The following is a 23,762-nucleotide window of genomic DNA, read 5'->3' as shown; positions in this document are numbered from 1 at the left end:
TTCAGACCGCGATCGGAGCCTTGATCGCCGCGTGCGGGGTGTAGCCGCGAATCTCGAAATCTTCGAATACATAGTCGAAGATCGATTCCGGTTTCCGCAGGATCGCCAGTTGCGGCAGCGGACGGGGCTCGCGCGTGAGTTGCAGGCGCGCTTGTTCGAGGTGGTTGTTGTACAGGTGGACGTCGCCGCCGACCCAGACGAATTCACCGACGTCCAGGTCGCATTGCTGCGCCACCATGTGCACCAGCAGCGCGTAGCTGGCGATGTTGAACGGCGTGCCGAGCAGGAAATCCTGGCTGCGCGCCATCAACATGCACGACAGGCGGCCGTCGGCGACGTAGAACTGGAACAGGGTGTGGCACGCGGCCAGCGCCATGCGGCCATCGCGGACGTTGTCCTGCGGGCTGCGGGATTCGTCGGGGAGATATTCGACGTTCCAGGCGCTGACGATGTGGCGGCGCGAGTTGGGTTTCTTCCTGATCCCGTCGATCAGCGCGGTGATCTGGTCGATCGTCCCGCCATCGCGCGTGGGCCAGCTGCGCCACTGCGCGCCGTACAGCGGGCCGAGGCTGCCCTCCTCGGTCGCCCATTCGTCCCAGATCGTGACGCCGCGCTCGCGCAGGTATCCGACGTTGGTGTCGCCCTGCAGGAACCACAGCAGCTCGTGGATCACCGACTTCAGGTGCAGCTTCTTGGTCGTCACCAGCGGGAAGCCTTCGCGCAGGTCGAACCGCATCATCCGGCCGAACACGCTCAGCGTGCCCGTGCCCGTGCGATCGCCCTTGGGCGTGCCGTGCTCGAGGATTTCGCGCATCAGGTCGAGGTACTGGCGCATGGGACGCTCCGTGGAATCAGGCGACGCGGGGTTGCAGCGTCGGCGCGCGGCGCGACATCCACAACCAGACCAGGCCCAGGACGATCAGCGGCAGGCTCAACACCTGGCCCATCGTGACCCACCCGAACGCGAGGTATTGCAGTTGCGCGTCGGGCACGCGCACGAACTCCACGAGGAAACGGAACACGCCGTACAACAGCACGAACAGGCCGGCCACCGCATAGCGCGGCCGCGGCTTGCGCGAATACACCCACAACACGGTGAACAGCACGAGCCCTTCGAGGAAGGCCTGGTACAGCTGCGAGGGATGGCGCGCGAAGGCATTCAGCGCACCGCTGTCGAACAACTCGCGCAGCGCATCGGGCGGCAGCGCGCGGTACTTCGCGTCGAGCGAAGAAGGAAACACCACGCCCCAACCGGCGCCGGTTTCCTTGCCCCACAACTCGCCGTTGATGAAATTGCCCAGACGCCCGAAGCCCAAGCCGGGCGGCACCAGCGGTGCGATGAATTCCAGCGTGTCTACCACCTGCAGCGCGTGCTTGCGCGACCACCACCACACGGCGACGACCACGCCCAGCAAGCCGCCGTGGAAACTCATGCCGCCCTCCCACACCTTGAGCATCTGCAGCGGATGCGCGATGTAGGTGTGGAAGTCGTAGAACAGGATGTAACCGAGGCGGCCGCCGAGCACGACGCCGACCATCGCGTAGAACATCAGGTCGCCGAAGCCCTGCGCATCCACGCCCGGCAGGCGCCCGGCGCGCACGCGGCGGTTGCCCAGCCACCAGGCGACGCCGAAACCGAGCAGGTACATCAGGCCGTACCAGTGGATCTTGAGCGGGCCGATCGCGAAGGCGATCGGATCGGCCTGGAGCAGGTACGTCAAGTCGTGCAAGGCGTCGAATCCGTCGGCGGGGACGCCCAATTGTGCAACATCGGGCGTCAGAGGAAGCGCGGTTTGTTCGGCAGCTCGTCGCGATCCTCGCGGCCGGCGATGCGCGGCGCATGTTCGGCCAGCAGGCCGGAGATCGCCTCGATGCCGCGCACGATCGCGCTGCCCGGATCGTCCGAGCGCAGCCCCGATTCGATTGTCGTGCAGACCGCGCGCCAGGCCGCCGGATCCACGCCGCGCAGCCCGCGGTCGGCCACGATTTCCAGCCGGTGGTCGGCCAGCAGGACGTAGAGCAGGACGCCGGTGTTGCCCTCGGTATCCCACACGCGCAGCTTGGCGAAGGCCTGCTCGGCGCGTTCGCGCGGATCGATGCCGCGCAGGATGTGGCGCCAGTGCAGCGCCGGTTCGACCGCGAAGCAGATTTCGCCCGAATGCCGGAGCTCGCTGGCATCGATGGCCGCGGTGATGCGTGCCATCGCGTCGGCCGGCAGCCAGGCCTGGGCGGAGGGCGCGAACAAGTGACGGAGCAAGCGCATCACCAACTCCCGGAGGCGCCACCGCCCCCACTCATGCCGCCGCCGCCCGACCAGCCACCACCACCGCCGAACCCGCCGCCGCCGAACCCGCCACCACCGAATCCGCCGCCGCCCATGCCGCCCCAACCACCGTGGCGCGCGAAGCGGCCGCCCGGTCCGTTGCCTGCCAGGCCGATGAACAAGCCGATGATCCCGCCGATGCCGCCCGCGAACAGGCTGGCGGCGATCAGCCAGGCGATCCCGCCCGCCACGCCGCCGCCGACGATCCCGCGAACACCCGCCGGCAGGAACCCGAAGATCCCGCGCGCCACCTGCGCGACGAGGAACGCGGCGAACAAGGCGAACAGGAAGTTGTGTCCGCCGCCGCCCTCGCGCGAGGGCGCGTTGTCGGCCATCGGCGCGGGCAAGGGCTCGCCGTCGATCAGCTTCACCAGGGCCGCGCTCGCATCGATCAGGCCGCCGCCGTAGTCGTTGGCGCGGAATTTCGGCACGAGGTATTCCTGGATCACGCGGTTGGCGATCGCATCGGGAATCGCGCCTTCCAGCCCGTAGCCCGGTTCGATGCGCACGCGGCGGTCGTCCTTGGCCACGACGATCAGCACGCCGTCGTCCACGCCCTTGCGCCCGAGCTTGAACTGTTCGAACGCGCGCACGGTGTATTGCTCGATGGTTTCCGGCTGCGTCGTGGGCACCACCAGGATCTGCAACTGCGATCCTTTGCGTTGTTGCAGCGCGCGCGCCTGCGCATCCAGGGCCGCGACCTGCGTGGCATCGAGCGTACCCGTCGTGTCGATCACCGGCTTGTCGAGCGCGGGGATCGCGGCGAGTTGCTGCGCGAAGGCCGGCGCGCATGCGAACAGCAGGCACGCCAGCCACGTGGCGAGAAAACGGCGCATCAGCGCGATGGCGTCAATGCGTCGAGGCGGCCGGCGGCGCGGCGGCGCCGAAGTCCACGCTCGGTGCGTTGGAAATCGCGGCCTCGTTTTCGACCGTGAAGTTCGGCTTTTCCTTGTGGCCGAACATCTTCGCCGTGAAGTTCTGCGGGAACTGGCGGATGTAGGTGTTGTAGTCCTGCACGGAGGTGATGTAGCGGCCGCGCGCGACCGTGATGCGGTTTTCCGTGCCTTCCAGTTGCGCCTGCAGGTCGCGGAAGGACTGGTCGGACTTGAGGTTGGGATAGTTCTCGGTCACCACCATCAGGCGCGAGAGCGCCTGGGACAGATCGCCCTGCGCCTTCTGGAAGGCCGCCAGCGACGCCGCGTCCTCGGCATTGACGTTGATCTGGCCCACCTTGGCGCGCGCTTCGGTCACGCGGATGAGGACTTCCTTCTCCTGCGCCGCGTAGCCCTTCACGGTGTTGACCAGGTTGGGGATGAGGTCGGCGCGGCGCTTGTACTGGTTCAGCACTTCCGACCAGGCGGCCTTGGTGGCCTCGTCCTTCTGCTGGATCTGGTTGTAGCCGCAGCCCGAGAGCAGGGTCAGCACGAAGACGAGCAGGAGGGCGCGCAGGCCCATCGAAACGTTCGACGTGGGTCGCAGGGACATCGATCGCATGGGGTGGACTCCGCGTGGGGGACGCGGCATTCGAACACCGGCGGTGTGTCGTGGCAATCAAGACGTTTCGCCGCGCCCCTGCCGGGGCGCGGGCCGTCAGGGTGCGAGGCTCCGCCGCGCGGCGCGGTGCCGGGCCCAGAGGTTCAGGCATTCGACCAGCGCCGAGAAGCCCATCGCGCCGTAGAGGTAGCCCTTCGGGATGTGCATCTCGAAGCCGTCGAGCAGCAGGTAGGCACCCACCAGCACGATGAAGGCGAGCGCCAGCATCTTGATCGTCGGGTGGCGTTCGATGAAGTGGCCCAGGGGCGTGGCGGCCAGCAGCATCACGGCGACCGCGAGCAGGATCGCGCCGACCATGATCGTGGTGTGGTTGGCCATGCCGACCGCGGCGATGACAGAATCCAGGGAGAAGACGATGTCGATGATCGCGATCTGCGCGATCACCATGCCGAAGGACGCCAATGGCTTGGTGTGGATGTCTTCCGATTCGTCCTGGCCCGCGACCAGGTCGCGGATCTCCATGATGCCCTTCACCACGAGGAAGACGCCGCCGAGGATCAGCACCAGGTCGCGCATCGAGATGCCCTGGCCGAACAGCGTGAACAGGTCGGCGGTGAGGCCCGCGAGCCACGCCAGGGTGAGCAGCAGCAGGATGCGGGTGATGCACGCGACCGCGATGCCGAACTTGCGCGCCTTCTCCCGCTTTTCGTGCGGCAGCTTGCTGACCGCGATCGAAATGAACACGAGATTGTCGATGCCGAGCACGATCTCGATCGCACTCAGGGTGAACAAGGTGAGCCAGGCCTGTGGGTCGGCCAACCAATCGAACATCGGAATCCTCTACGTATTCGGTTACAGCGTCTTCAGAAGTACCGCGCGCCCAGGATCAGGCCCCACACCAGCAGGAAATTGAGCATCAGCACGAAGACCGCCGCCGAGCCCATGTCCTTCGCGCGCCCGGCCAGTTCATGGAACTCCGGGCCGTACCGTTCGATCACCGCTTCGACGGCCGAGTTCAACAGTTCCGCGCCGATCACGAGCAAACCGCTACCGACCAGCAGCGCGCGCTCGACGCCCGACTGGCCGAGCCAGAGGCCCAGCGGGCCGAGCACGGCGAAGAGGTAGACCTCGAGCCGGAACGACGACTCGTGGAGCCACGCCGCCCGCAGGCCCTGCATCGACCACGTCGCGGCTTTCAGGATCCTTCCCGGACCGCGGGGCATATGCCCGAATTGGTCGGCCATGAACGATCATCGGACGCGGCGAACCGCAAGAAGCCGGGATTCTGCCACGTCGGCCGGGGCACGGCGACCGCGAAAGGTCCCGGTCACCGACCCATAACGTTGGGCGGCGCACGGTGCCGGCTTGCCGAGCCGGAGGCGCCGCCATGGCCGTCAGCCCCATTCCCGAGGGCTATCACACCGTCAATGCCTACCTCATCGTCGACGATGCGGCCCGGGCCATCGATTTCTACACCACGGCCTTCGGCGCGAAGGAGCTCTACCGCCTGCCCGTCCCCGGCCCCGACGGCACCGAACGCGTCGGCCATGCCGAGATCCGCATCGGCGACACCAACCTGATGCTCTGCGACGAATGGCCCGACATGGGCGCGCTCGGCCCCAAACGCCGCGGCGGCGCGACGACGAGCTTCGTCATCTACGGGCCCGACTGCGACGCAGCCTTCAACCAGGCAGTGAAGGCCGGCGCGTCGGTCGACAAGCCGATCGCCGACCAGTTCTGGGGCGACCGCATGGGCACGGTGATCGACCCCTTCGGCCACAAATGGACGCTGGGCACGCACAAGGAAGACGTCTCGCCCGAAGACCTGGCCTCGCGCATGAAGGAATGGACGAAGGCGCAATACGCGCAGGCCAATATCGCCTGAGGGCGGCGCGTCAGTCCTTCTTCGCTTCGTCGCGGTAGATCGCCGTGCCGCGCGAACCGTCGGGCTTGAGCCACGCGCGATACATGCCCGCGGTGTTGAACGGCATCGCGATGTTGCCTTGCGCGTCGAGTGCGATCGCACCGCCGTCGCCGCCCATCGCCGGCACGATCTTGTCGACGACTTCCTCGGCCGCGACCGCCAGCGCATCGCCCCTGTAGGCAACGCGCGCGCAGATGTCGTGCGCGACCGCGGCGCGGATGTAGAACTCGCCCCAGCCCGTGCCCGAGACGCCGCAGCGCGCGTCGGCCCAGGTGCCCGCGCCGATGATCGGCGAATCGCCCACGCGGCCGTAGCGCTTGTTGGTCATGCCGCCGGTGCTCGTGCCCGCGGCGATGTGGCCCTGTGCGTCCAGCGCGACGGCGCCGACGGTGCCGAAATGCGTTCCGGGGAAATCGATGCCGGCCTGCTTGTTCGCCTTCTCCGCGGCCTGCGCCTCTTCGAGCTGCTTGCGGCGATTGTCGGTGTCGAACCAGGAATTCGGAACGCGTTCGATGTCGGGCTGCGAATCGGCGAACTTCTCCGCGCCCGCGCCGGCGAGCATCACGTGCTGGGAGTGTTCCATCACTGCGCGCGCAAGTTTGATGGGGCTGCGCACGGTCGAAACACCGGCGACGGCGCCCGCGCGTTGCGTGTGCCCTTCCATGATCGACGCATCGAGTTCGTGGTGCCCATCGGCATTGAACACCGCGCCCTTGCCCGCGTTGAAGTGCGGGTCTTCCTCGAGGACGCGGATCGTGGCGACCACGGCGTCGAGCGCGCTGCCGCCCTTGGAGAGCACCGCATTGCCCGCATCGAGCGCCCTGTCGAGCGCGGCGCGGACCTGCGCCTCTTCTTCCTTCGTCATCGAGCCGCGCTCGATGACGCCGGCGCCGCCGTGGATGACGAGTGCGGTCTTCGGTTTCGCGGTTTCTTCAGCGTGCAAGGGCATGGCGGCGGCGGCGAAGCAGAGCAGCGTGGCGAACAGGAAGGATGTGCGCATGGCGGGCACCGGCTGGTTTGGCGCCGAGCATAGCCCGACCGGGGTGCAGGCCGTATGCTTCGGGGCATGGGGATTCGAAAGTGGCTGCCATACGTCGCCGTCCTGGCGCTCGCGTTGCTCGTGCGCGAGTCCTTCGTGCTGACGGCATGGTGTCCCGATCTGGCGCGCGGCGACTCCGGGACCTACCTCGCCTACGCCGCGAACCTGCTGCAACACGGCATGTTTTCGGCGAACGGCGTCACGCCGGACGCGTTCCGCACGCCGGGCTATCCGCTCCTCCTGGCCGCGCTGCATTCGATCCCCGCGGTGCTGCAGGCGCAGGTCCTGATGGGCGTGGCGACGGTCGGCTGCGTGATGGCGATCGCGCGTCGATGGTTGTCGAAGCCATGGGCCGTCGTCGCCGGGGTGTGGATGGCACTCCAGCCGCACCACATCGCCGCCACCGGCGCGGTGTTGACGGAAATCACCTTCGGTTTCTGCCTGATCGCGGCACTCCTTTGCGTCCTCCTGCGGCGTCCTGTCGGCGCGGGCGCGCTGTTCGGGTTCGGCTACCTCGTCAATCCGGTGATTGCGTTCCTGCCCTTCCTGCTCGCGCGCAAGCGGGCCGGCGTGGTGATGTGCCTGGTTGCGTCGCTCGCCATCGGGGGATGGTCCGCGCGCAATGCGCTGACGGGCGCGCAGGGCGACACGCGCGCAGTGGTGAACCTGGTCCAGGGCGCGTTCCCCGAGTACCACCAGGCGTGGAAGTGGCAACGCCAATTCATGGCGAGCCAGTACGCGGCGATCAATGCGGAAGTCGATGCCGCCAAGCAGGGCGACTACAGCGCGACCATCGCGCGGATGTCCGCCGATCCGGTGAAGTACGCCGGCTGGTATCTATCGAAGCCGACCCTTCTGTTCGACTGGGACATTCGCATCGGCCAGGGCGGCATCTATGCCGTGCTGGAGAACGATTCCCCGCTGGATCGCGGCTGGCTGCTGGTCGTGTCTGCATTGCAGAACGGACTGAACCCCCTCGTGTTCTGCCTTGCCTTCTGCGGGCTCGTGCTGGCTGCGTTCCGTGGCGGCCCCGAGCGCGTCGTCGCAATCGCACTGGTCTACCTCACGGCCGTCCACGTCGTGCTGCAGGCAGAGCCGCGCTATGCGATTCCCTACCGCTCGCTGGAAATCCTGATGGCGGTTTCGGCCATCGCGTACTTGCATCGACACTTGTTCCAGCGCGTTGCCCGCGACGATTCGGCGATCACGGCGCCGGCCGCAGCGTGAAGACCTGGCGCCCTTCGACGGGCGCGCCCCGCGCCTGCGCCGTGTATCCATGCCCGGCCGCCAGCACTTGCAACTCCGGCCATAGCGCATGCGGTGCGATGAAGACCGTGCCCGCGCCGGCGAATGCCTCCACCACCCCGCCATCGAAGCGCCCGCCGTAGACCGGTGCGTCCACGTGCGTTGCGCGCGTCCGGCGTTCGACCTGCGCATCCATGTGCAGATGCAAGCCCCAACGTGGCGTGTCGTCGACGAAGACGACCTTGCGCACGACGGCATCGTCGAGGCGTGCAGTCAGCGCTTTCGCCCATGCCGAGGCATCCTGCGACGTCGACCAATGCGCCGCGACCAGGCGCATGGCGAGCAGACCGACCACCCACAGTGCCAGCCATGACAAACGCGGCCACCGCCCATCGACGCGCGCGATGGCGACCGCGATCGGCACGAACAACGGCAGCACGTACAACGGCAACCGCGATTGCGCGAGACAGAACACGAGCAGGGGCAGCGCGATCCAGGCCAGCAGCAAGACATCGGGCGCATCGACGGCACGCGCGGCCACATCGCGCCATCCGCGCAGACGAACGCCGACGCGCCAACTCCATCGACACAACGCCAGCGTCCAGGGCAGCGTGCCCAGCACGAGCATCGGCCCGTACACGATCGCCCACCCGAACGCGCCGCCATTGCGTGCGAAACGGTCGGACGCCATGCGATCCACGATTTCCGCGCCGAGGAAATACGCGAGCAGCCCTTCGTGTCGCACGACGACCACGATGTACCACGGCATGGCGATCGCAAGGAAAAGCGCGACGGCACCCACATGCCACCGCCACGACAGGCGCTGCGGCGATGGCACCCACCACGCCAGCGCCACCACCGCCAACAACGGCAGCAACGCCGGCGGCCCCTTGATCAGGAAGGCCAGGCCGAACCCCGCCCACGTCCCCAGCCACGCGATAGCGCGCCATCGATCGGCCCCGAACCGCGACTGCACGAACGCCGCCATCGCCAGCGCTTCGGCGGCGGCAAGCGGAAAGTCGGTCGTCACCAGTTGTGCGGCGCACGCAGGCGCAAGCATCGTCGCGAAGACCAGGCAGGCCTTCGCAGCGCGGCCCGGCGCGCAATGCCGCGCGATCCAACCCACGCACGCCACGCACACGACGAAGGCCAGTGCGATCGGCAACCGCGCCGCCCACGCATGCTGGCCGAAGCCCGACACGCTCGCGGCGATCAACCAATACGTCATCGGCGGCTTGGTCCAGTGGCCCGTGACTTCGTTCCGCATCGGCACGAGCCAATCGCCGCGATCGAGCATCACCAGCGCGACGTTGACGTAGCGGCCTTCATCGGGCTCCCACAATCCGCGCGTGCCGAGAAAGGCGAACGCGAGCGCGAGCACGACGACGCCGAGCACGCATGCGCGGCCGTGGATCGAGGGAACCTGGAGCATGCAGCGACGCTACGGACGCGCGCTGCCTCGCACTACGTGGTTGCGGCCGCGAATGCAGTGGAGAAATGTCTCCGCAGCACTCGGACTACTGCTGCCGCAACGCCTCGATCGGATCCAGCATCGACGCCTTGCGCGCCGGGTAGTACCCGAAGAACAGGCCCGTCGCGATCGAGAACGCCGCCGCCAGGCCCACCACGTTCGCGTTCACCTGCACCGGCAATTCGCTGAACTTGCCGACGAGCAAGGCACCCGCGATCCCGATGACGATGCCGATGACGCCGCCGATCATCGAGATCAGCATCGCCTCGGCGAGGAACTGCCGCCGCACGTCGCGCGGCCCCGCGCCCACGGCCATGCGCAAACCGATTTCGCGGATGCGCTCGGTCACCGACACCAGCATGATGTTCATGATTCCGATGCCGCCGATGATCAGGCAGATCGTCGCCACCGCGCCGAGCAGCTTGGACATCAGGTTGGTGGTCGCCGTGCGCGTGCTGATGATCTCGGCGATGTTGCGCACGTTGAAGTCGTCGTCGGCGCCGGGCTGTATCTTGTGCCGCTGGCGCAGCAGCGCTTCCACTTCGCCCTGCACGTAGTCCAGGTCGTTCGCGTTGCCCACGCCCAGCGCGATCTGCATCACCGCGCCCGGCGGCAGGCCCATCGCGCCCATCAGGCGGCGACGCGCGGTTTCCAGCGGCACCACGACGACATCGTCCTGGTCCTGTCCGAAGCCGCCCTGGCCTTTCGATCTCAACGTGCCGACCACGGTGAACGGCACGCGCCCGATGCGGATCGTCTGCCCGAGCGGATCGTCTTCGCCGAACAACTCGCGCCGCACGGTTTCGCCGAGGATCACTTCCTTCGCAGCGCCCGTGTAGGCGCGCGCATCGAAGCCGCCACCGGTGGCGATCTTCCAACGGTTGATGTCGAACCAGTCGGCTTCCACGCCCTGCCAGTTGCTCGACCAGTTGTTCTCGGCAAAAACCAGCTGGCTACTGCCGCGCAGGCTGCCCGCGACGAATTGCACTTCGGGGATCTCGGTGCGGATCGCGTGCGCGTCGTCCTCGGTCAGCGTGAAGGTGTTGCCGCTGCCGATGCGCACGCCGCCGAAGCCGCGGCCCGAACCTGCGCTGATGTCCAGGCGATTGGACCCCAGCCCGGCGACCATCTTGTCGATTTCCGCCTGCGTGCCCTGCCCGACCGACACCATCACGATCACCGCGGCAATGCCGATGATCACGCCGAGCGAGGTAAGCGCGCTGCGCATCCAGTTGCCGCGCAGGGCGTAGAACGCGGTGCGCAGGATTTCCATCGGGTTCATGCGCGCGCCTCTTCGGTCAACAGGCCGTCGCGCATCGTGAAGATGCGGTCGCAGTGATGGGCCACGTCCGGATCGTGCGTAATCAGCACCACCGTGTGGTCTTCCTGCTGCAGTCGCTTGAACAGCGCGAGGATTTCCTCGCCGGTCTTCGAATCCAGGGCGCCGGTGGGTTCGTCGGCGAGCAGGATCGGCGGGCGGTTGATCAGCGCGCGCGCGATCGCCACGCGCTGCTGCTGGCCGCCCGACATCTCGCTCGGCCGATGATGCTGCCGGTTGCCCAGGCCCACCGCTTCCAGCGCCGCCTGTGCGCGTTGCAGGCGCTCGTCGCGATGCACGTTCGCATAGCCCATCGGCATCGCGACGTTTTCGAGCGCATCCATGCGCGGCAACAGGTTGAAGCCCTGGAAGACGAAGCCGATCTTGTCCAGGCGCAGGCGCGCGCGGCCTTCGGCGTCGAGCGAGGCGACATCCACGCCGGTGCACCAGTAGGTGCCGTTGCTCGGCGTGTCCAGGCAGCCGAGCAGGTTCATCAGCGTCGACTTGCCCGAACCCGACGGCCCCATGATCGCGACGAACTCGCCGCGCCCGATGCGCAGGTCGACATCGCGCAACGCAACCACTTCGGCTTCGCTGCCTTCGGCGTAGACCTTGCCGAGCGCGCGGGTTTCGATCACCGCCCCGTCGCGGGCGGGGTCGCGGAGGAGGGATTTCATTGCGCGGTCTTCTGTTCGGCGCGCTGCGCACCGACGATCACCGCATCGCCCGCGGCGATGTCGCCGGAGACTTCAGTGCTCGAACCATCCGACACGCCCACGCGCACCATCGCCATCTGCGGCTTGCCGTCGACGAGCTTGTAGATCGGTGCGCGACGCGCGCCGACCAGGCCCGCGACCCCCGCATCCCACTGCGTGCGCTGCTTGTCGTCGAGCGTGGCGCGGAACGCGGCGAACTGCTGGTTGAAGCGCTCCAGCATCTTCTGGCGCATCGCGGGATTCGCGCCGCCGCCACTGTTGTTGCCGCCCGACGGGCCGCCGCTCGGGCCGCGGCCGAACAACGCGCTGCCACCGCCCTGCTGCGATGCCACCGGCGCCTGGCGCGCCGCCATGCGCTCGCGCATCTGCTTGAGCGCTGCGTCGAAGGCGGCTTGCTGCGCGGGTTGCAGCTGCAACGCGGCCGCGAGCTTCGGCAACTCGCCCGCGAGCGCACCGCGCGATTGCGTCGGCGCCGCACCACCGGATGCATCCTCGTCGGCGGGCTTGAAGCGCAGCGCGGCATTCGGGAGCTTCAGCACGCCGTCGCGACGGCTGACTTCGATTTCCGCATTCGCGGTCATGCCGGGCAGCAGCACTTGATCGCGATTGTCGACCGACACGACCACCGGATAGGTGATCACGTTGTTGGTGTTGGTCGCCGACAGGCGCACCTGCTGCACCGTGCCGCGGAAGGAGCGATCGGGAAACGCGTCGACCGTGAAGTTCACGCCCTGCCCCGACTTCACCTGGCCGATGTCGGCCTCGTCGATCTGCAGCACGATTTCCATCTTCGACAGGTCTTCGGCGATCTGGAACAACACCGGCGCCTGCAGGCTCGCGGCGACGGTCTGCCCGGGTTCGATCGAACGCGTCAGCACCACGCCGTCGACGGGCGAGCGGATGACCGTGCGCTGCAGGTTGAGTTGCGAGGTCTGCGTCGACGCCTGCTGCTGCGTGATCTGCGCCTGCGCGGCGGCGACCTGCGCGCGCGCCTGGTCGCGCGCGGACTTGGCCAGGTCCAGGTCGCTGCGCGCGATCAACTGGTCCTTCGACAGGCCGGCCTTGCGCTGGTAGTCGGCTTCGGCGTTGGCGAGCGAAGCGCGGGCGGTTTCGAGATTGGCGCGCGCGCTGGAGACCGACGCCGCGCCCTGCGCGATCTGCGCCTGGTAGGTGCTCGGATCGATGCGCGCGAGCACCTGGTCCTTCCTGACGCGATCGTTGAAGTCGGCCAACACGTCGGTGACCTGGCCGGAGATCTGGCTGCCGACGTCGACCGTGGAGATCGCGCTCAGCGTGCCGGTGGCGGAGATCGCCACGCGGATGTCGCCGCGTTCCACCCCCGCCGTGCGGAAGGCGCCCTGCGCGGCCTCCGCGTTGCGCTGGGTCCACCACCAACCGGCGGCGATGAGCGCGAGCAGGACCAGGGCCACCGCGACCGAACGCGGCGGGAGGGCGAAACGCTTCTTGCGGGCGGGCGCGGGACGGGAAGCAGCCATGCGGAAGGGTCGGATCCGGGGAGAGGGGTGTCGACGGCGGGAACGCGCAGTCGCGCGGCGCGTTGACCACGCGCCCCGTCCAAGGTTCCGCGGTTCAGGGAACGAACTGGATCGTCGCCAACGTGCCGCTGCCGGGCACGCTCTCCAATACCACCGGCCAGCCGAAACGTTCACCCAGGCGGCGCACGACCGACAGGCCCAGGCCCATGCCGCCGGTGTCCTGGTCGGCGCGATAGAACGGATCGAAGGCCCGCTGCAGCGTTTCGCGCGTCATGCCGATGCCGGTATCGCGCACGGTGACGCGGTCCTGCCCGATGCGCACTTCGATGTCGCCGCTGTCGGTGTACTGGCACGCATTGCTGAGCAGGTTGCCCACCATCACCGCCAAAACGCGCGAAGGCGCGTGCAATTCCGGGCTCGCGTCCTTGATCACTTTCAGCGCCACCGGTTTGCCGTCCAGCAGCGGCTGCACTTTCTCGACTTCCTCGTCGATGATGTCCGACACGACGAAATGCTCGGATTGCGGTTCGATGTCCGCTTCGCGCGCCAGGATCAGGAAGGCGTCGATGACCGCTTCCATGTCGCGGCTTGCGCGCTGGATACGACGGAGCGATCGCTCGCCGCGTGCGCTGAGATCGCGCTCGGCTTCGAGAAGATCCGCCGCAACGCGAATCACCGTCAGCGGCGTGCGCAGCTCATGGCTGGCATCTCTGGTGAAGTTTCTTTCGCGCGCGACGAAGGACTCCACGCGCTCGCCGAGTGTGTGCAAGGCCTTGGCGAGTTGTCGCGCTTCGCCGCTGCCGATGTCCGCCGGCAATCGATGCGGTGCGAGCGCATCGATGTTGGGTTGCCGCGGATCCCAGGCCGCGACTTCGCGCGCGAGCCAATTGACCGGCGTGACCAGGCGCTTGGAAACGCGATAGGTGAGCAGCGACACCGCGAACACGGCCGCCAGGCCCAGCGCGACCGGCAACACCGCGTAGGCATACATCAGCCGGTCGATCCGGTCCTGGTCGTACACGATGTACAGCGTGCCGCCCCCGCCCTTCGCAACGCGGACCTGGATGTCCCGCGTGCGCAGGTCGTGGTGGCCGACGGGCAATTGCGCGACGCCGTCCGGCAACCCGACCGGCGTTTCGCCATCAGGCACGAACCAGCTTCGGAAGTTGCGCCCGTGCGGCAGCGCGTACTCGGCGTTGACCGCCTTTTGCGCAAAGAAGTCCGCCGCCTCGGCTTCGGAGGCGGAGCGAACGAAGCCGACCCGAATCACCAGCGACACCAGCCAGCCCGCGATCACGACCGCGAGGCTGACCAGCACCACCTGGAGGAGAAAGGCGATCCGGATCTTGCGTGGCAACCCTTGGGGCACTTCGATCCTCAGGCCGGCGGCTGTTCGATGTCCGCGATCCTGTAGCCGGCGCTCTGCACGGTGTGCAGCAAGGGCTTCTCGAACGGCTTGTCGATCGTCTTGCGGAGATTGTAGAGATGACTGCGCAGCGTATCCGAATCCGGCAGGCCGTTGCCCCAGATCTCGCGTTCGATCTCCTGGCGGCTCACCACGCGCGGCGATTCGCGCATCAGGATGGTCAGCAGTTTCAGGCCGATCGGCGAGAGCTGCAGTTCGCTGCCGGCGCGGGTGGCGCGCAGGGAGGCCGGGTCGAGGACCAGGTCGGCGACCTTGAGGACCTCGGCACCCACCTGGCGGCGTTCGCGGCGGATCAGGGCACGCAGGCGCGCTTCCAGTTCCTGGATCGCGAAGGGCTTGGTGAGGTAGTCGTCGGCGCCGGCGCCTAGGCCGGTAAGCTTTTCGTCGAGGGTGTCGCGGGCGGTCAGCATCAGGACCGGGGTCGACTTGCGGGCTTCCTCGCGGAGGCGCTTGCACACTTCCAGGCCGTCCAGGCGCGGGAGCATGAGGTCGAGGACGATGACGTCGTAGCTGTTCTCGGCCGCGAGGCGATAGCCGTCGAGCCCGTCGGAGGCGTAGTCGACTTCGAATCCCCGGCCTTCGAGGTATTCGCCGACCATTTCCGAAATGTTGCGGTTGTCTTCGACGATGAGGACAAGGCCAGCGGGTTCTTCACTGCTGCGCATGGGAGGGCTCCTGGGTGGGTCTTCAGGTTCGTGAAGGTGCCGATCCGGGGGTCGAGGCTCCGTGAAGAAGCTCATCCGCGTCAATATCCGTGCCATTCCCGCCCCTCCGAGGACCCCCTTCCATGAGTTTCGACCGCCTGATCCCGATCCTGTTGCTACTGGGTTCCAACGTTTTCATGACTTTCGCCTGGTACGGGCACCTGAAGTACAAGTCGGCGCCGCTGGCGCTGGCGATTTTCGCCAGTTGGGGGATCGCCTTGTTCGAGTATTCGCTGATGGTGCCGGCCAACCGGTGGGGCAGCGCGGTTTACTCGGCGCCGCAGTTGAAGGGGATGCAGGAGGTGATCACCCTGGTGGTGTTCGCCGGGTTCTCGGCCTGGTATCTCGGGCAGCCGTTGCGGTGGAATCACTGGGCTGGGTTTGCGTTGATTGCGGTGGCTGCGTGGTTGATTTTCCTGGAGCCTTCGGCTCCTAAGTAATCATTGGCGCGCCGCCCGAACGTTGTGTGTTCCAAACTTTTTTTGGGAAAAAAGTTTGAAACACTCAACGCTGGGGCATCACCTTGCGGGTCGCTTCGATCGGGGGCTTCGCCTCTGTGATTCTTTGGGGGGTGCGAAGCGCGCTTCGCACTGGCCGATCATTAACCAGGTGTTTCAGCGAGCGAGCCGCCGGGTCGTTGCACTTGGCAGGGAGATTCGACGCCGCGTTGCATGAACAAAAAAAGCCCCGCATTCGCGGGGCTTTTTTTCGTTCCGGCGCTTGGCGCGATTACTTCTTCAAGCGCTTCGCAATCGCAGCACCCAGGTCGCCCGGCGACTTCACCGTCGTGACCCCGGCCTTCTCCATCGCTTCGAACTTCCCTTCGGCCGTGCCCTTGCCGCCGGAGGCGATCGCGCCGGCGTGGCCCATGCGCTTGCCCTTCGGGGCGGAGGCGCCGGCGATGAAGCCGACAACGGGCTTGGTCACGTATTGCGAGATGAATTCGGCCGCTTCTTCTTCGGCGCTGCCGCCGATTTCGCCGACCATGATGATGCCCTGGGTCTGCGGGTCGTCCTGGAACCAACGCAGGGCGTCGATGAAGTTGGTGCCGTTGATCGGATCGCCGCCGATGCCGATGCAGGTCGACTGGCCGAGGCCGACGTCGGTGGTCTGCTTCACGGCTTCATAGGTCAGCGTGCCCGAACGCGACACGATGCCCACCACGCCCGGCTTGTGGATGTGGCCCGGCATGATGCCGATCTTGCACTCGCCCGGCGTGATCACGCCCGGGCAGTTCGGGCCGACGAGCACGACGTCTTCGTAGCCGTTGAGCGCGTTCTTGACGCGCAGCATGTCGAGCACCGGGATGCCTTCGGTGATGCACACGATGACCTTGATGCCCGCATCGGCGGCTTCGAGGATCGCGTCGGCCGCGAACGGCGGCGGCACGTAGATGACGGAGGCGTCGGCGTCGGTGGCTTCCACCGCTTCGCGCACGGTGTTGAAGACCGGCAGGTCGAGGTGCTTGGTGCCGCCCTTGCCGGGCGTGACGCCGCCGACCACCTTGGTGCCGTAGTCGATCATCTGTTCGGCGTGGAAGGTGCCCTGCGAGCCGGTGAAGCCCTGCACGATCACCTTCGTGTTCTTGTCGATCAAAACGCTCATGTGTCGGGTCCTTACTTGCCGGCGGCGGCGGCAACCGCCTTCTTCGCGCCGTCGTTGATGTCGTCGGCGGCGATGATCGCCAGGCCCGAATTCTTGAGGATTTCCTTGCCGGCTTCGACGTTCGTGCCTTCCAGGCGCACGATCACCGGCACCTTGACGTCGACTTCCTTGACCGCCGCGATGATGCCCTCGGCGATCATGTCGCAGCGGACGATGCCGCCGAAGATGTTCACGAAGATCGCCTTGATGTGCGCGTCGCGCAGGATCAGCTTGAAGGCTTCGGTGACGCGTTCCTTCGTCGCGCCGCCGCCCACGTCGAGGAAGTTCGCCGGCTCGCCGCCATTGAGCTTGATGACGTCCATCGTCGCCATGGCCAGGCCTGCGCCGTTGACCATGCAACCGATGTTGCCGTCCATCGTGACGTAGTTGAGGTCGTGCTGGCTGGCCAGCACTTCGGTCTCGTCTTCCTGGCGGATGTCGCGCATCGCGGCCAGTTCCGGATGGCGGAAGGTCGCGTTGTCGTCGGAGTTGATCTTGCCGTCGAGGACGGCGAGGTTGCCGTCGGTCATGATCGCCAGCGGATTGAGTTCGACGAGCGCCAGGTCCTTCTCGTTGAACAGCTTGGCCAGGCCCAGCATGATCTTCGTCAGCTGGTTCACCTGCCTGGCATCCAGGCCCAGGCCGAAGCCCATTTCGCGGCACTGGTAGGGCTGCAGGCCCTGCACGTAGTTCACGTGCAGCGTCTTGATCGCGTCGGGGTTTTCCTCGGCGGTCTTCTCGATTTCGACGCCGCCTTCGGCCGAAGCGATGAACGTGATTGCCTTGCTCGAACGGTCGACCAGCACCGAGAGGTAGAGCTCCTTGGCGATGTCGGTGGCCTGGGTCACCAGCACGCAGTCGACGGGCAGGGCCACGCCGGCGGACTGGTAGGTCTCCATCTTCGTGCCGAGCATGCCCTTGGCGTATTCGCGCACCTGGTCGAAGGTCTTGGCGAGCTTGACGCCGCCGGCCTTGCCGCGGCCGCCCGCGTGGATCTGGGCCTTGACGACCCAGAAGTCGCCGCCGATGGCCTTGGCCGCGTCGACGGCCTCTTCTGGCGTTCGGGCGACGCGCCCTGCCGGGACCGCGATGCCGTAATCGGCAAACAACTGCTTCGCCTGGTATTCGTGGAAGTTCATGGGGGGTTACGCGCGAAAAGGGGCGGTATTGTCGCCGAAGCGGGACCCCCGGGGCAAAGCCGCCTCCCCCTATACTCCGGCCAACCTCATCGGGGACCCCCGCTTGCCGCGCACGCCCACCCCCGCCACCACGCAGAGCGCGCTTCGCCGCGAGCTCTATCTGTTCACCCTCTACCGCGCGCTGGAGGCCGGGCTGCTGGCCCTGGTCGTCTTCAGCCCGTTCGGCAATTACTTCGCCGCGCCGGCGCTGCCGATGCTCGGCGGGATGGCCGCGACCGGCTATCTCGTCGCCGCGGTCGTGCTCCTCTACACCGGTCGCAGCGGCTCGCTGAAGGTGCAGGCGCTGGTCGGCGTGCTGGTCGACATCGCGGCGGCGACGCTGGCGATGCACGCCCTGCCCTCCGCCGCTTCGGGCGTGGCGCTGATGCTGCTGTTCAACGTGGGCGCGGCGGCGCTGTTCCTGTCGATGCGCACGGGCATCGCGATCGCGGCCTTCGCCGGCGTCGCGCTGATCCTGGAATACCTGTGGAGCGGTGCCGAAGGCGTGGCCTCGGCGCGGCAACCGGCCGAATTGCTGATGTACGCGATCAGCTTCATCGCCGTCGGCACGCTGACCAACCTGCTCGGCCGGCAGATGCGCGCCAGCCAGGCGCTCGCCGAACACCGCGGCGCGCAGGCCGCGAACATGGCCGAGGTCAGCGAGCTGATCATCCGCCGCATGCGCACCGGCGTATTGCTCGTCGATGGCGGCGGCGCCGTGCGCCTGGCGAACGAAGCGGCGCTGCTGGTGATCGCCGGGTCGCAGGGCGATGCGCTGCATACGCTCTCGCCCGACCTGGATCGCCGCCTGCGTCGCTGGCGCCACGACGGCGTCGCCGATGAAACGCCGATGCAGTTCGGCCCCGACCTGCCCGAGATCGTGCCGCGCTTCACGCGCCTGCTCGCCGACAGCGACCAGTCGCTGGTCTTCCTCGACGACACGTCCTTGCTCTCGCGCCGCGCCGAATCCCTCACCCTCGCCACGCTGGGCCGCTTCTCCGCCAGCCTGGCGCACGAGATCCGCAACCCGCTCGCGGCGATCAGCTACGCGACGCAATTGCTGGAAGAGTCGAAGGAAATCCTCGACGCCGACCGCCGATTGCTGGAGATCATCCACCAGCAGACGCAACGCATGAACGGGATCGTCGAGAACGTCCTCGGCCTGGCGCGCCGCGAGCGCGCGCAGCCCGAATACGTCGAACTGGTCGGCTTCGCGCGGCGCTTCATCGAGGAATACCGCACCAACCATCCGCTGGAAGGCGACACGCTGCAGGTCAGCGCCGACCAGGCGGCCGTGCCCGCGCTGGCCGACCCGCGCCAGTTGCACCAGGTGCTCGTCGCGCTGATCCACAACGCGCTGACCTACGGCCGCATGCCGGGGGAACCGGCGCGCGTGCACCTGCACATTTCCAATGCGCACGGGCCGCAGCTGGACGTGCAGGACCGCGGGCCGGGCATCCCCGAGATGGTGGCCTCGCAGTTGTTCCGTCCCTTCTTCACGACCTCCGGCCACGGCACGGGTTTGGGGCTCTACATCGCGCGCGAGTTGTGCCGGGCGAACCAGGCCACGCTGGAATACGTGGCGATGCCGGGCGGCGGCTGTTGCTTCCGGATTCGCCTCGCCGGGCCGCATTCACTGTTGCCTGCGTGAAAAGCCGGGGCTTTGTTGTAATGTTTTGCGTGGGGGGAAAAGGGAACGCATGAACGACCAACGCAGCGCCTTGATCGTCGACGACGAGCGCGATATCCGAGAATTGCTCGTCCTCACGCTGGGCCGCATGGGCCTGCGGACGGAGACGGCGTCGAGCCTCAACGAAGCGCGCGCGCTGCTGGCCACGCACCGCTTCGACCTGTGCCTGACCGACATGCGCCTGCCCGACGGCTCGGGCATCGACCTCATCGCCGAGATCTCCGCGCAATATCCGCACACGCCGGTGGCGATGATCACCGCCTTCGGCAACATGGAAGCCGCGGTGGAAGCGCTGAAGGCCGGCGCCTTCGACTTCGTCGCCAAGCCCGTCGATCTGTCGGTGCTGCGCGGCCTGGTGAAGCACGCGCTGGACCTCCCGCAGAAGGGCGCACGCCGCCCCGCGGGCAGCGCACCGGCGAGCGATGCGCTCGCCACGCGTCTTTACGGCGACTCGCCGGCGATCGTCGCCCTGAAGCAGACGCTGGGCAAAGTCGCGCGCAGCCAGGCGCCGGTGTACATCGCGGGCGAATCGGGCACGGGCAAGGAACTCGTCGCGCGCACGATCCACGAGCAGGGCGCGCGCGCGACCGGGCCATTCGTGCCGGTGAACTGCGGCGCGATCCCCGCCGAGCTGATGGAAAGCGAATTCTTCGGCCACAAGAAGGGCAGCTTCACCGGCGCGCATGTCGACAAGCCGGGCCTGTTCCAGGCCGCCGACGGCGGCACGCTGTTCCTCGACGAAGTCGCCGAGTTGCCGCTGCCGATGCAGGTCAAGCTGTTGCGCGCGATCCAGGAAAAATCGATCCGCCCGGTCGGCGCGAACATCGAAGTGCCGGTCGACGTGCGCATCCTGTCGGCCACGCACAAGGATCTGGCCGGGCAGATCGAAGACGGGCGTTTCCGCCACGATCTGTACTACCGCATCAACGTCATCGAATTGCGCGTGCCGCCCCTGCGCGAGCGCCTCGACGACCTGCCGGGCCTGTCGGCCGCGATCCTCCAACGCCTCTCCGGCCAACAGGGCCGTCCGCTTCCCACGCTGACGCCCGAGGCGGTCGAAGCGCTGCGCGCCTACCCCTTCCCCGGCAACGTGCGCGAACTGGAAAACATCCTCGAGCGCGCGCTCGCGCTCGCCGAAGACGACCGCATCGAAGCCAGCGACCTGCGCCTGCCGGTCTATGGCCCGAATGTGCTGTCGCAATCGGCGCCGCGCCCGTCCACGCCGCCGCGCGAGCCCACCTTGCGCGATCCGCGCCACGCAGATCCGCGCGACAGCATGAGCAGCGCCTTGCCCAGCTACATCGAGGAAATCGAGCGCAACGCGATCCAGCAGGCGCTCGAAGACAACCGCTACAACAAGACCAAGGCCGCCGCGCAACTCGGCATCACGTTCCGCGCGCTGCGCTACAAGCTCAAGAAGCTCGGCATCGATTGATGCGCGGCAACGCGTTGGGGACGCGTTCGCAACGGGCGCCACGCTTCGGCGTGATGCTTGTGTTGCTTGCATTGCTCGCCTTCGCGTTGCGCGAGCACTACGTCCTGTCGACGATCGTCGACTGGCCGATCCGCGGCGACATCCGCGAATACGTCGCCTACGCATGGAATCTTGCCGAGCATGGCGTGTTCGGCAAGACGTTCCCGCCGGACATACCGGTGCCCGACGACTATCGTTCGCCCGGCTATCCCTGGGTCATCGCGGCGTTGATGAAGGTGTTCGGCCAGGCGCCCGCGTGGGATCTGCCGGGCCCCTGGTATCCGTGGATGTTGCAGTTGCAGGTGCTGCTCGGCACGGCGACCGTCGTGTGCACCACGCTGCTGGCGCGGTACTGGTTGAGCGCGACGTGGGCGATCCTCGCGGGGTTGTTGCTCGCGTGCTGGCCGCATCATGTCGTGGCCACCAATACCTTGCTGTCCGAAGTCCTGTTCGGCTGCGTGCTCATGGCGGGGTTGTTGGCGTTCGCGCGCGCGTGGCGTTCGCAGCGCGTCGGTTGGTGCGTCGCAACCGGTGCGTTGTTCGGATTCGCGACCCTCGTTAATCCGGTTGCGCTGTTGTTCGTCCCCTGCCTCGCGCTGCTCGTGGCGTGGCATGGCCAGCGACGTTTGGCGGCCGTGTTGCTCGCCGTCTTCCTGGTGCCGGTGCTTGCGCTGGCGATCCGCAACACCAGCGTCGCGAGCCCCGACGGCGGCGACCGCATGTCGCTGAACTTCGTGCAGGGCGCCTGGCCCGACTACCACGCCGCGGCCCAGCGCCTGCGCAGCGGCGATCCGCTCGCCATCGCCATCACCAACGAAATCGACGCCGAACAGCGCGCCTTGCGCCAGGACCCGATCGCAGGCCTGGCGCGCATCGGCGCACGGATGGCCGACGACCCGGTCTTCTACGCGAAGTGGTACGCCTCCAAGCCGTGGCGCCTCTGGGGATGGTCGATGCCCTTCGGCGGAAGCGACATCGCGTTCCTGGAGGTGCGGCGCTCGCCGTTCGATCGCCCGGGCGTGTTGCGCGCGATGCGCACCACCTATGCGGCGGTCAATCCATTACTGACCACGCTCGCACTGGCAGCCGCGTTGCTTCTCGCATGGCGCGGCGTGCGGAATCGCGAGGCGATGCCCGCGGCGGCGACGGGGGCGTTGGCCCTCTACCTCACCGCGGTGCACGTCGTCCTGCAGGCCGAACCGCGTTATGCCATCGCCTATCGCGGCATCGAGTGCGCGTTGGTGGTGACCGCGCTGGCCTGCGGCGCCGACTGGTTGCGCAAGCGGTCCTCGCCGGCGTCGGCAAGCTCGGCCGGCCACGAACGGGACTGACAAGGCGCGTCACTTTCTGACGCGATGGTCCCGACCAGCGGCAAAAAACCCCGCAAAATCAGTCAATTCGTGATGTTCGACACTCTTCATTCGGAACGCGTAGGCGTGTCCCCTTTGGCACACAACCTGCGTATCCTTACGAGCACGTGCACCGTTGCACGGCTGCCCGACGGATCCGGAAAAGCCGGGCCTGAACGAGGCACGTGACGTTCAAAACACTCCTAGGGGATACACAAATGAAGAAGCAACAGGGCTTTACGCTGATCGAACTGATGATCGTGGTCGCCATCATCGCGATCCTCGCCGCCATCGCCATCAGCCAGTACCAGGACTACGTGATCCGCTCGCAGGTGTCGGAAGGCTCGTCGCTCGCCGACGGCACGAAGACCGCGGTCGCCGAGTTCTACAACAACTACGGTCGCTTCCCGGCTGACAACCTGTCGTACGGCCTGACGGCTCCGGCCTCGATCTCGGGCAAGTACGTCTCGCAGGTCGACGCCGCCAACGGCAAGATCGAAGTGACCTTCGCCAACCAGGCGCACACGGCCATCCAGACCGCCGGCGCCAACACGCTCGTGTTCTCGCCGATCGTCCACGGCGGCTCGATCGAATGGTCGTGCAACGGCCAGGCCGGCACCTCGATCCTCAACAAGTACCGTCCGACCCCCTGCCGCGATTAATCGGCCCGGGTGCAGTCTCCGAAGGGCCGCGCAAGCGGCCCTTCTTATTTGTGAGGGAGGGCACACTCCCGAACGCCGGTATGGCACGCTGCTTGCGTCATACCCGGTCAGGTTCTTAACGCATTCATGCCCGGGGGGGCGCTGCATGAAATCCGACCAGTCCGGTTTCACCCTGATCGAACTGATGATCGTGGTGGCGATCATCGCGATCCTCGCAGCGATCGCCATCGCGCAGTACAAGGACTACGCCATCCGCGCGCAGGTTTCCGAAGGTGCTTCGCTGGCCGACGGGGTCAAGACCTCGGTCGCCGAGTTCTACCAGAACATGGGGCGCTTCGCGGGCGACAACGTCTCCTTCGGGCTCGCGCCCCCGGCCTCGATCGCGGGCCGCTACGTGCAGCAGGTCGACACGGCGGGCGGCGTCATCGACGTCACCTTCGGCAACACGTCCCACGCCGAGCTCCAGGGCCGGCACCTGACCTTCTCGCCGATCGTGCATGGAGGCAGCATCGAGTGGGTCTGCAATCGCTCCGCCACGCTCAACATCAAGTACGTTCCGCCGGCTTGCCGCGACAACTGATTTCCTGATTTCCGCCGACCCCGTCGCCG

24 protein-coding genes are annotated in these 23,762 nt (G+C 67.1%); 8 read left to right on the top strand and 16 right to left on the bottom strand.

Annotated features, from left to right (window positions below; genetic code table 11):
- Window position 1: 1 nt before the first annotated feature.
- From thyA to AB4059_RS10910, 7 genes are all read right to left on the bottom strand, one after another.
- Window positions 2–835 (bottom strand): thymidylate synthase, encoded by an 834-nt coding sequence (gene thyA / locus AB4059_RS10940; RefSeq protein ID WP_498978923.1) that lies wholly within the window; start codon window positions 833–835, stop codon window positions 2–4.
- Window positions 836–851: 16 nt separating this feature from the next.
- Window positions 852–1,721, bottom strand: coding sequence for a prolipoprotein diacylglyceryl transferase (lgt, locus tag AB4059_RS10935; RefSeq protein WP_498979067.1), 870 nt, complete (start codon window positions 1,719–1,721; stop codon window positions 852–854).
- A gap of 56 nt (window positions 1,722–1,777) precedes the next feature.
- Window positions 1,778–2,263 (bottom strand): TPM domain-containing protein, encoded by a 486-nt coding sequence (locus tag AB4059_RS10930; protein ID WP_498978922.1) that lies wholly within the window; start codon window positions 2,261–2,263, stop codon window positions 1,778–1,780.
- A complete protein-coding gene (locus AB4059_RS10925) occupies window positions 2,263–3,159 on the bottom strand; it encodes a TPM domain-containing protein (RefSeq protein ID WP_498978921.1) in 897 nt (298 codons plus the stop codon). Before AB4059_RS10925 ends, AB4059_RS10930 begins: the two co-directional genes overlap by 1 nt.
- A 13-nt stretch (window positions 3,160–3,172) precedes the next feature.
- Window positions 3,173–3,778: a LemA family protein gene (locus tag AB4059_RS10920; protein ID WP_498979066.1), complete on the bottom strand. Its 606-nt coding sequence runs from the start codon at window positions 3,776–3,778 to the stop codon at window positions 3,173–3,175.
- A gap of 135 nt (window positions 3,779–3,913) precedes the next feature.
- Entirely contained in the window at window positions 3,914–4,648 is a 735-nt protein-coding gene (locus AB4059_RS10915; RefSeq protein WP_498978920.1) for a TerC family protein, read from the bottom strand.
- 32 nt (window positions 4,649–4,680) lie between these two features.
- The gene (locus AB4059_RS10910; protein ID WP_498978919.1) at window positions 4,681–5,061 is read right to left on the bottom strand and encodes a diacylglycerol kinase; all 381 of its coding nucleotides are present in this window, start codon (window positions 5,059–5,061) and stop codon (window positions 4,681–4,683) included.
- A gap of 143 nt (window positions 5,062–5,204) precedes the next feature.
- Between AB4059_RS10910 and AB4059_RS10905 the strand changes: the two genes are divergently transcribed.
- Complete coding sequence (locus AB4059_RS10905; protein WP_498978918.1) at window positions 5,205–5,702, top strand: VOC family protein; 498 nt, start codon at window positions 5,205–5,207, stop codon at window positions 5,700–5,702.
- Between the two features lie 10 nt (window positions 5,703–5,712).
- On the opposite strand, the gene AB4059_RS10900 is transcribed toward AB4059_RS10905, so the two are convergent.
- Entirely contained in the window at window positions 5,713–6,690 is a 978-nt protein-coding gene (locus AB4059_RS10900) for an isoaspartyl peptidase/L-asparaginase family protein (RefSeq protein WP_498979065.1), read from the bottom strand.
- Between the two features lie 117 nt (window positions 6,691–6,807).
- On the opposite strand from AB4059_RS10900, the gene AB4059_RS10895 reads away from it, so the two are divergent.
- Window positions 6,808–8,007, top strand: coding sequence for a glycosyltransferase family protein (locus AB4059_RS10895; protein ID WP_498978917.1), 1,200 nt, complete (start codon window positions 6,808–6,810; stop codon window positions 8,005–8,007).
- Here the strand turns inward: AB4059_RS10895 and AB4059_RS10890 are convergent.
- From AB4059_RS10890 to AB4059_RS10865, 6 genes are all read right to left on the bottom strand, one after another.
- Window positions 7,985–9,457 carry an ArnT family glycosyltransferase gene (locus AB4059_RS10890; protein ID WP_498978916.1) on the bottom strand — a complete coding sequence of 491 codons (1,473 nt, stop codon included), beginning with the start codon at window positions 9,455–9,457 and terminating at the stop codon, window positions 7,985–7,987. The two genes, AB4059_RS10895 and AB4059_RS10890, sit on opposite strands and share 23 nt — an antisense overlap.
- Window positions 9,458–9,542: 85 nt before the next feature.
- A complete protein-coding gene (locus tag AB4059_RS10885) occupies window positions 9,543–10,778 on the bottom strand; it encodes an ABC transporter permease (RefSeq protein ID WP_498978915.1) in 1,236 nt (411 codons plus the stop codon).
- Window positions 10,775–11,491, bottom strand: a complete 717-nt coding sequence (locus AB4059_RS10880) for an ABC transporter ATP-binding protein (RefSeq protein ID WP_498978914.1) — start codon at window positions 11,489–11,491, stop codon at window positions 10,775–10,777. The genes AB4059_RS10885 and AB4059_RS10880 overlap by 4 nt, the downstream gene beginning before the upstream one ends.
- Window positions 11,488–13,026, bottom strand: a complete 1,539-nt coding sequence (locus tag AB4059_RS10875) for an efflux RND transporter periplasmic adaptor subunit (protein ID WP_498978913.1) — start codon at window positions 13,024–13,026, stop codon at window positions 11,488–11,490. The genes AB4059_RS10880 and AB4059_RS10875 overlap by 4 nt, the downstream gene beginning before the upstream one ends.
- 94 nt (window positions 13,027–13,120) lie before the next feature.
- Entirely contained in the window at window positions 13,121–14,395 is a 1,275-nt protein-coding gene (locus tag AB4059_RS10870; RefSeq protein ID WP_498978912.1) for a sensor histidine kinase, read from the bottom strand.
- A gap of 8 nt (window positions 14,396–14,403) precedes the next feature.
- Entirely contained in the window at window positions 14,404–15,117 is a 714-nt protein-coding gene (locus AB4059_RS10865) for a response regulator transcription factor (RefSeq protein WP_036170123.1), read from the bottom strand.
- A 122-nt stretch (window positions 15,118–15,239) separates the two neighbouring features.
- Here AB4059_RS10865 and AB4059_RS10860 point away from each other — a divergent pair, with 122 nt between their 5' ends.
- Window positions 15,240–15,596, top strand: coding sequence for a DMT family protein (locus tag AB4059_RS10860; RefSeq protein ID WP_498978911.1), 357 nt, complete (start codon window positions 15,240–15,242; stop codon window positions 15,594–15,596).
- Window positions 15,597–15,885: 289 nt separating this feature from the next.
- Here AB4059_RS10860 and sucD read toward each other — a convergent pair whose 3' ends face one another.
- A complete protein-coding gene (gene sucD / locus AB4059_RS10855; RefSeq protein WP_498978910.1) occupies window positions 15,886–16,761 on the bottom strand; it encodes a succinate--CoA ligase subunit alpha in 876 nt (291 codons plus the stop codon).
- Window positions 16,762–16,772: 11 nt separating this feature from the next.
- Entirely contained in the window at window positions 16,773–17,939 is a 1,167-nt protein-coding gene (gene sucC, locus AB4059_RS10850) for an ADP-forming succinate--CoA ligase subunit beta (RefSeq protein ID WP_498978909.1), read from the bottom strand.
- A 103-nt stretch (window positions 17,940–18,042) separates the two neighbouring features.
- Here sucC and AB4059_RS10845 point away from each other — a divergent pair, with 103 nt between their 5' ends.
- From AB4059_RS10845 to AB4059_RS10825, 5 genes are all read left to right on the top strand, one after another.
- The gene (locus AB4059_RS10845) at window positions 18,043–19,629 is read left to right on the top strand and encodes a sensor histidine kinase (RefSeq protein WP_498978908.1); all 1,587 of its coding nucleotides are present in this window, start codon (window positions 18,043–18,045) and stop codon (window positions 19,627–19,629) included.
- Between the two features lie 49 nt (window positions 19,630–19,678).
- Complete coding sequence (locus tag AB4059_RS10840) at window positions 19,679–21,103, top strand: sigma-54-dependent transcriptional regulator (RefSeq protein ID WP_498978907.1); 1,425 nt, start codon at window positions 19,679–19,681, stop codon at window positions 21,101–21,103.
- A complete protein-coding gene (locus AB4059_RS10835; protein WP_498978906.1) occupies window positions 21,103–22,473 on the top strand; it encodes an ArnT family glycosyltransferase in 1,371 nt (456 codons plus the stop codon). The genes AB4059_RS10840 and AB4059_RS10835 overlap by 1 nt, the downstream gene beginning before the upstream one ends.
- 236 nt (window positions 22,474–22,709) lie before the next feature.
- Entirely contained in the window at window positions 22,710–23,153 is a 444-nt protein-coding gene (locus AB4059_RS10830) for a pilin (RefSeq protein WP_498978905.1), read from the top strand.
- A gap of 145 nt (window positions 23,154–23,298) precedes the next feature.
- Window positions 23,299–23,733, top strand: coding sequence for a pilin (locus AB4059_RS10825; protein ID WP_498978904.1), 435 nt, complete (start codon window positions 23,299–23,301; stop codon window positions 23,731–23,733).
- The last annotated feature ends 29 nt before the right edge of the window (window positions 23,734–23,762 follow it).

It is taken from the genome of Lysobacter sp. 2RAF19 (assembly GCF_052115395.1).
GTDB lineage: Bacteria > Pseudomonadota > Gammaproteobacteria > Xanthomonadales > Xanthomonadaceae > Noviluteimonas.
This window is presented reverse-complemented; position numbering and strand designations above follow the sequence as displayed.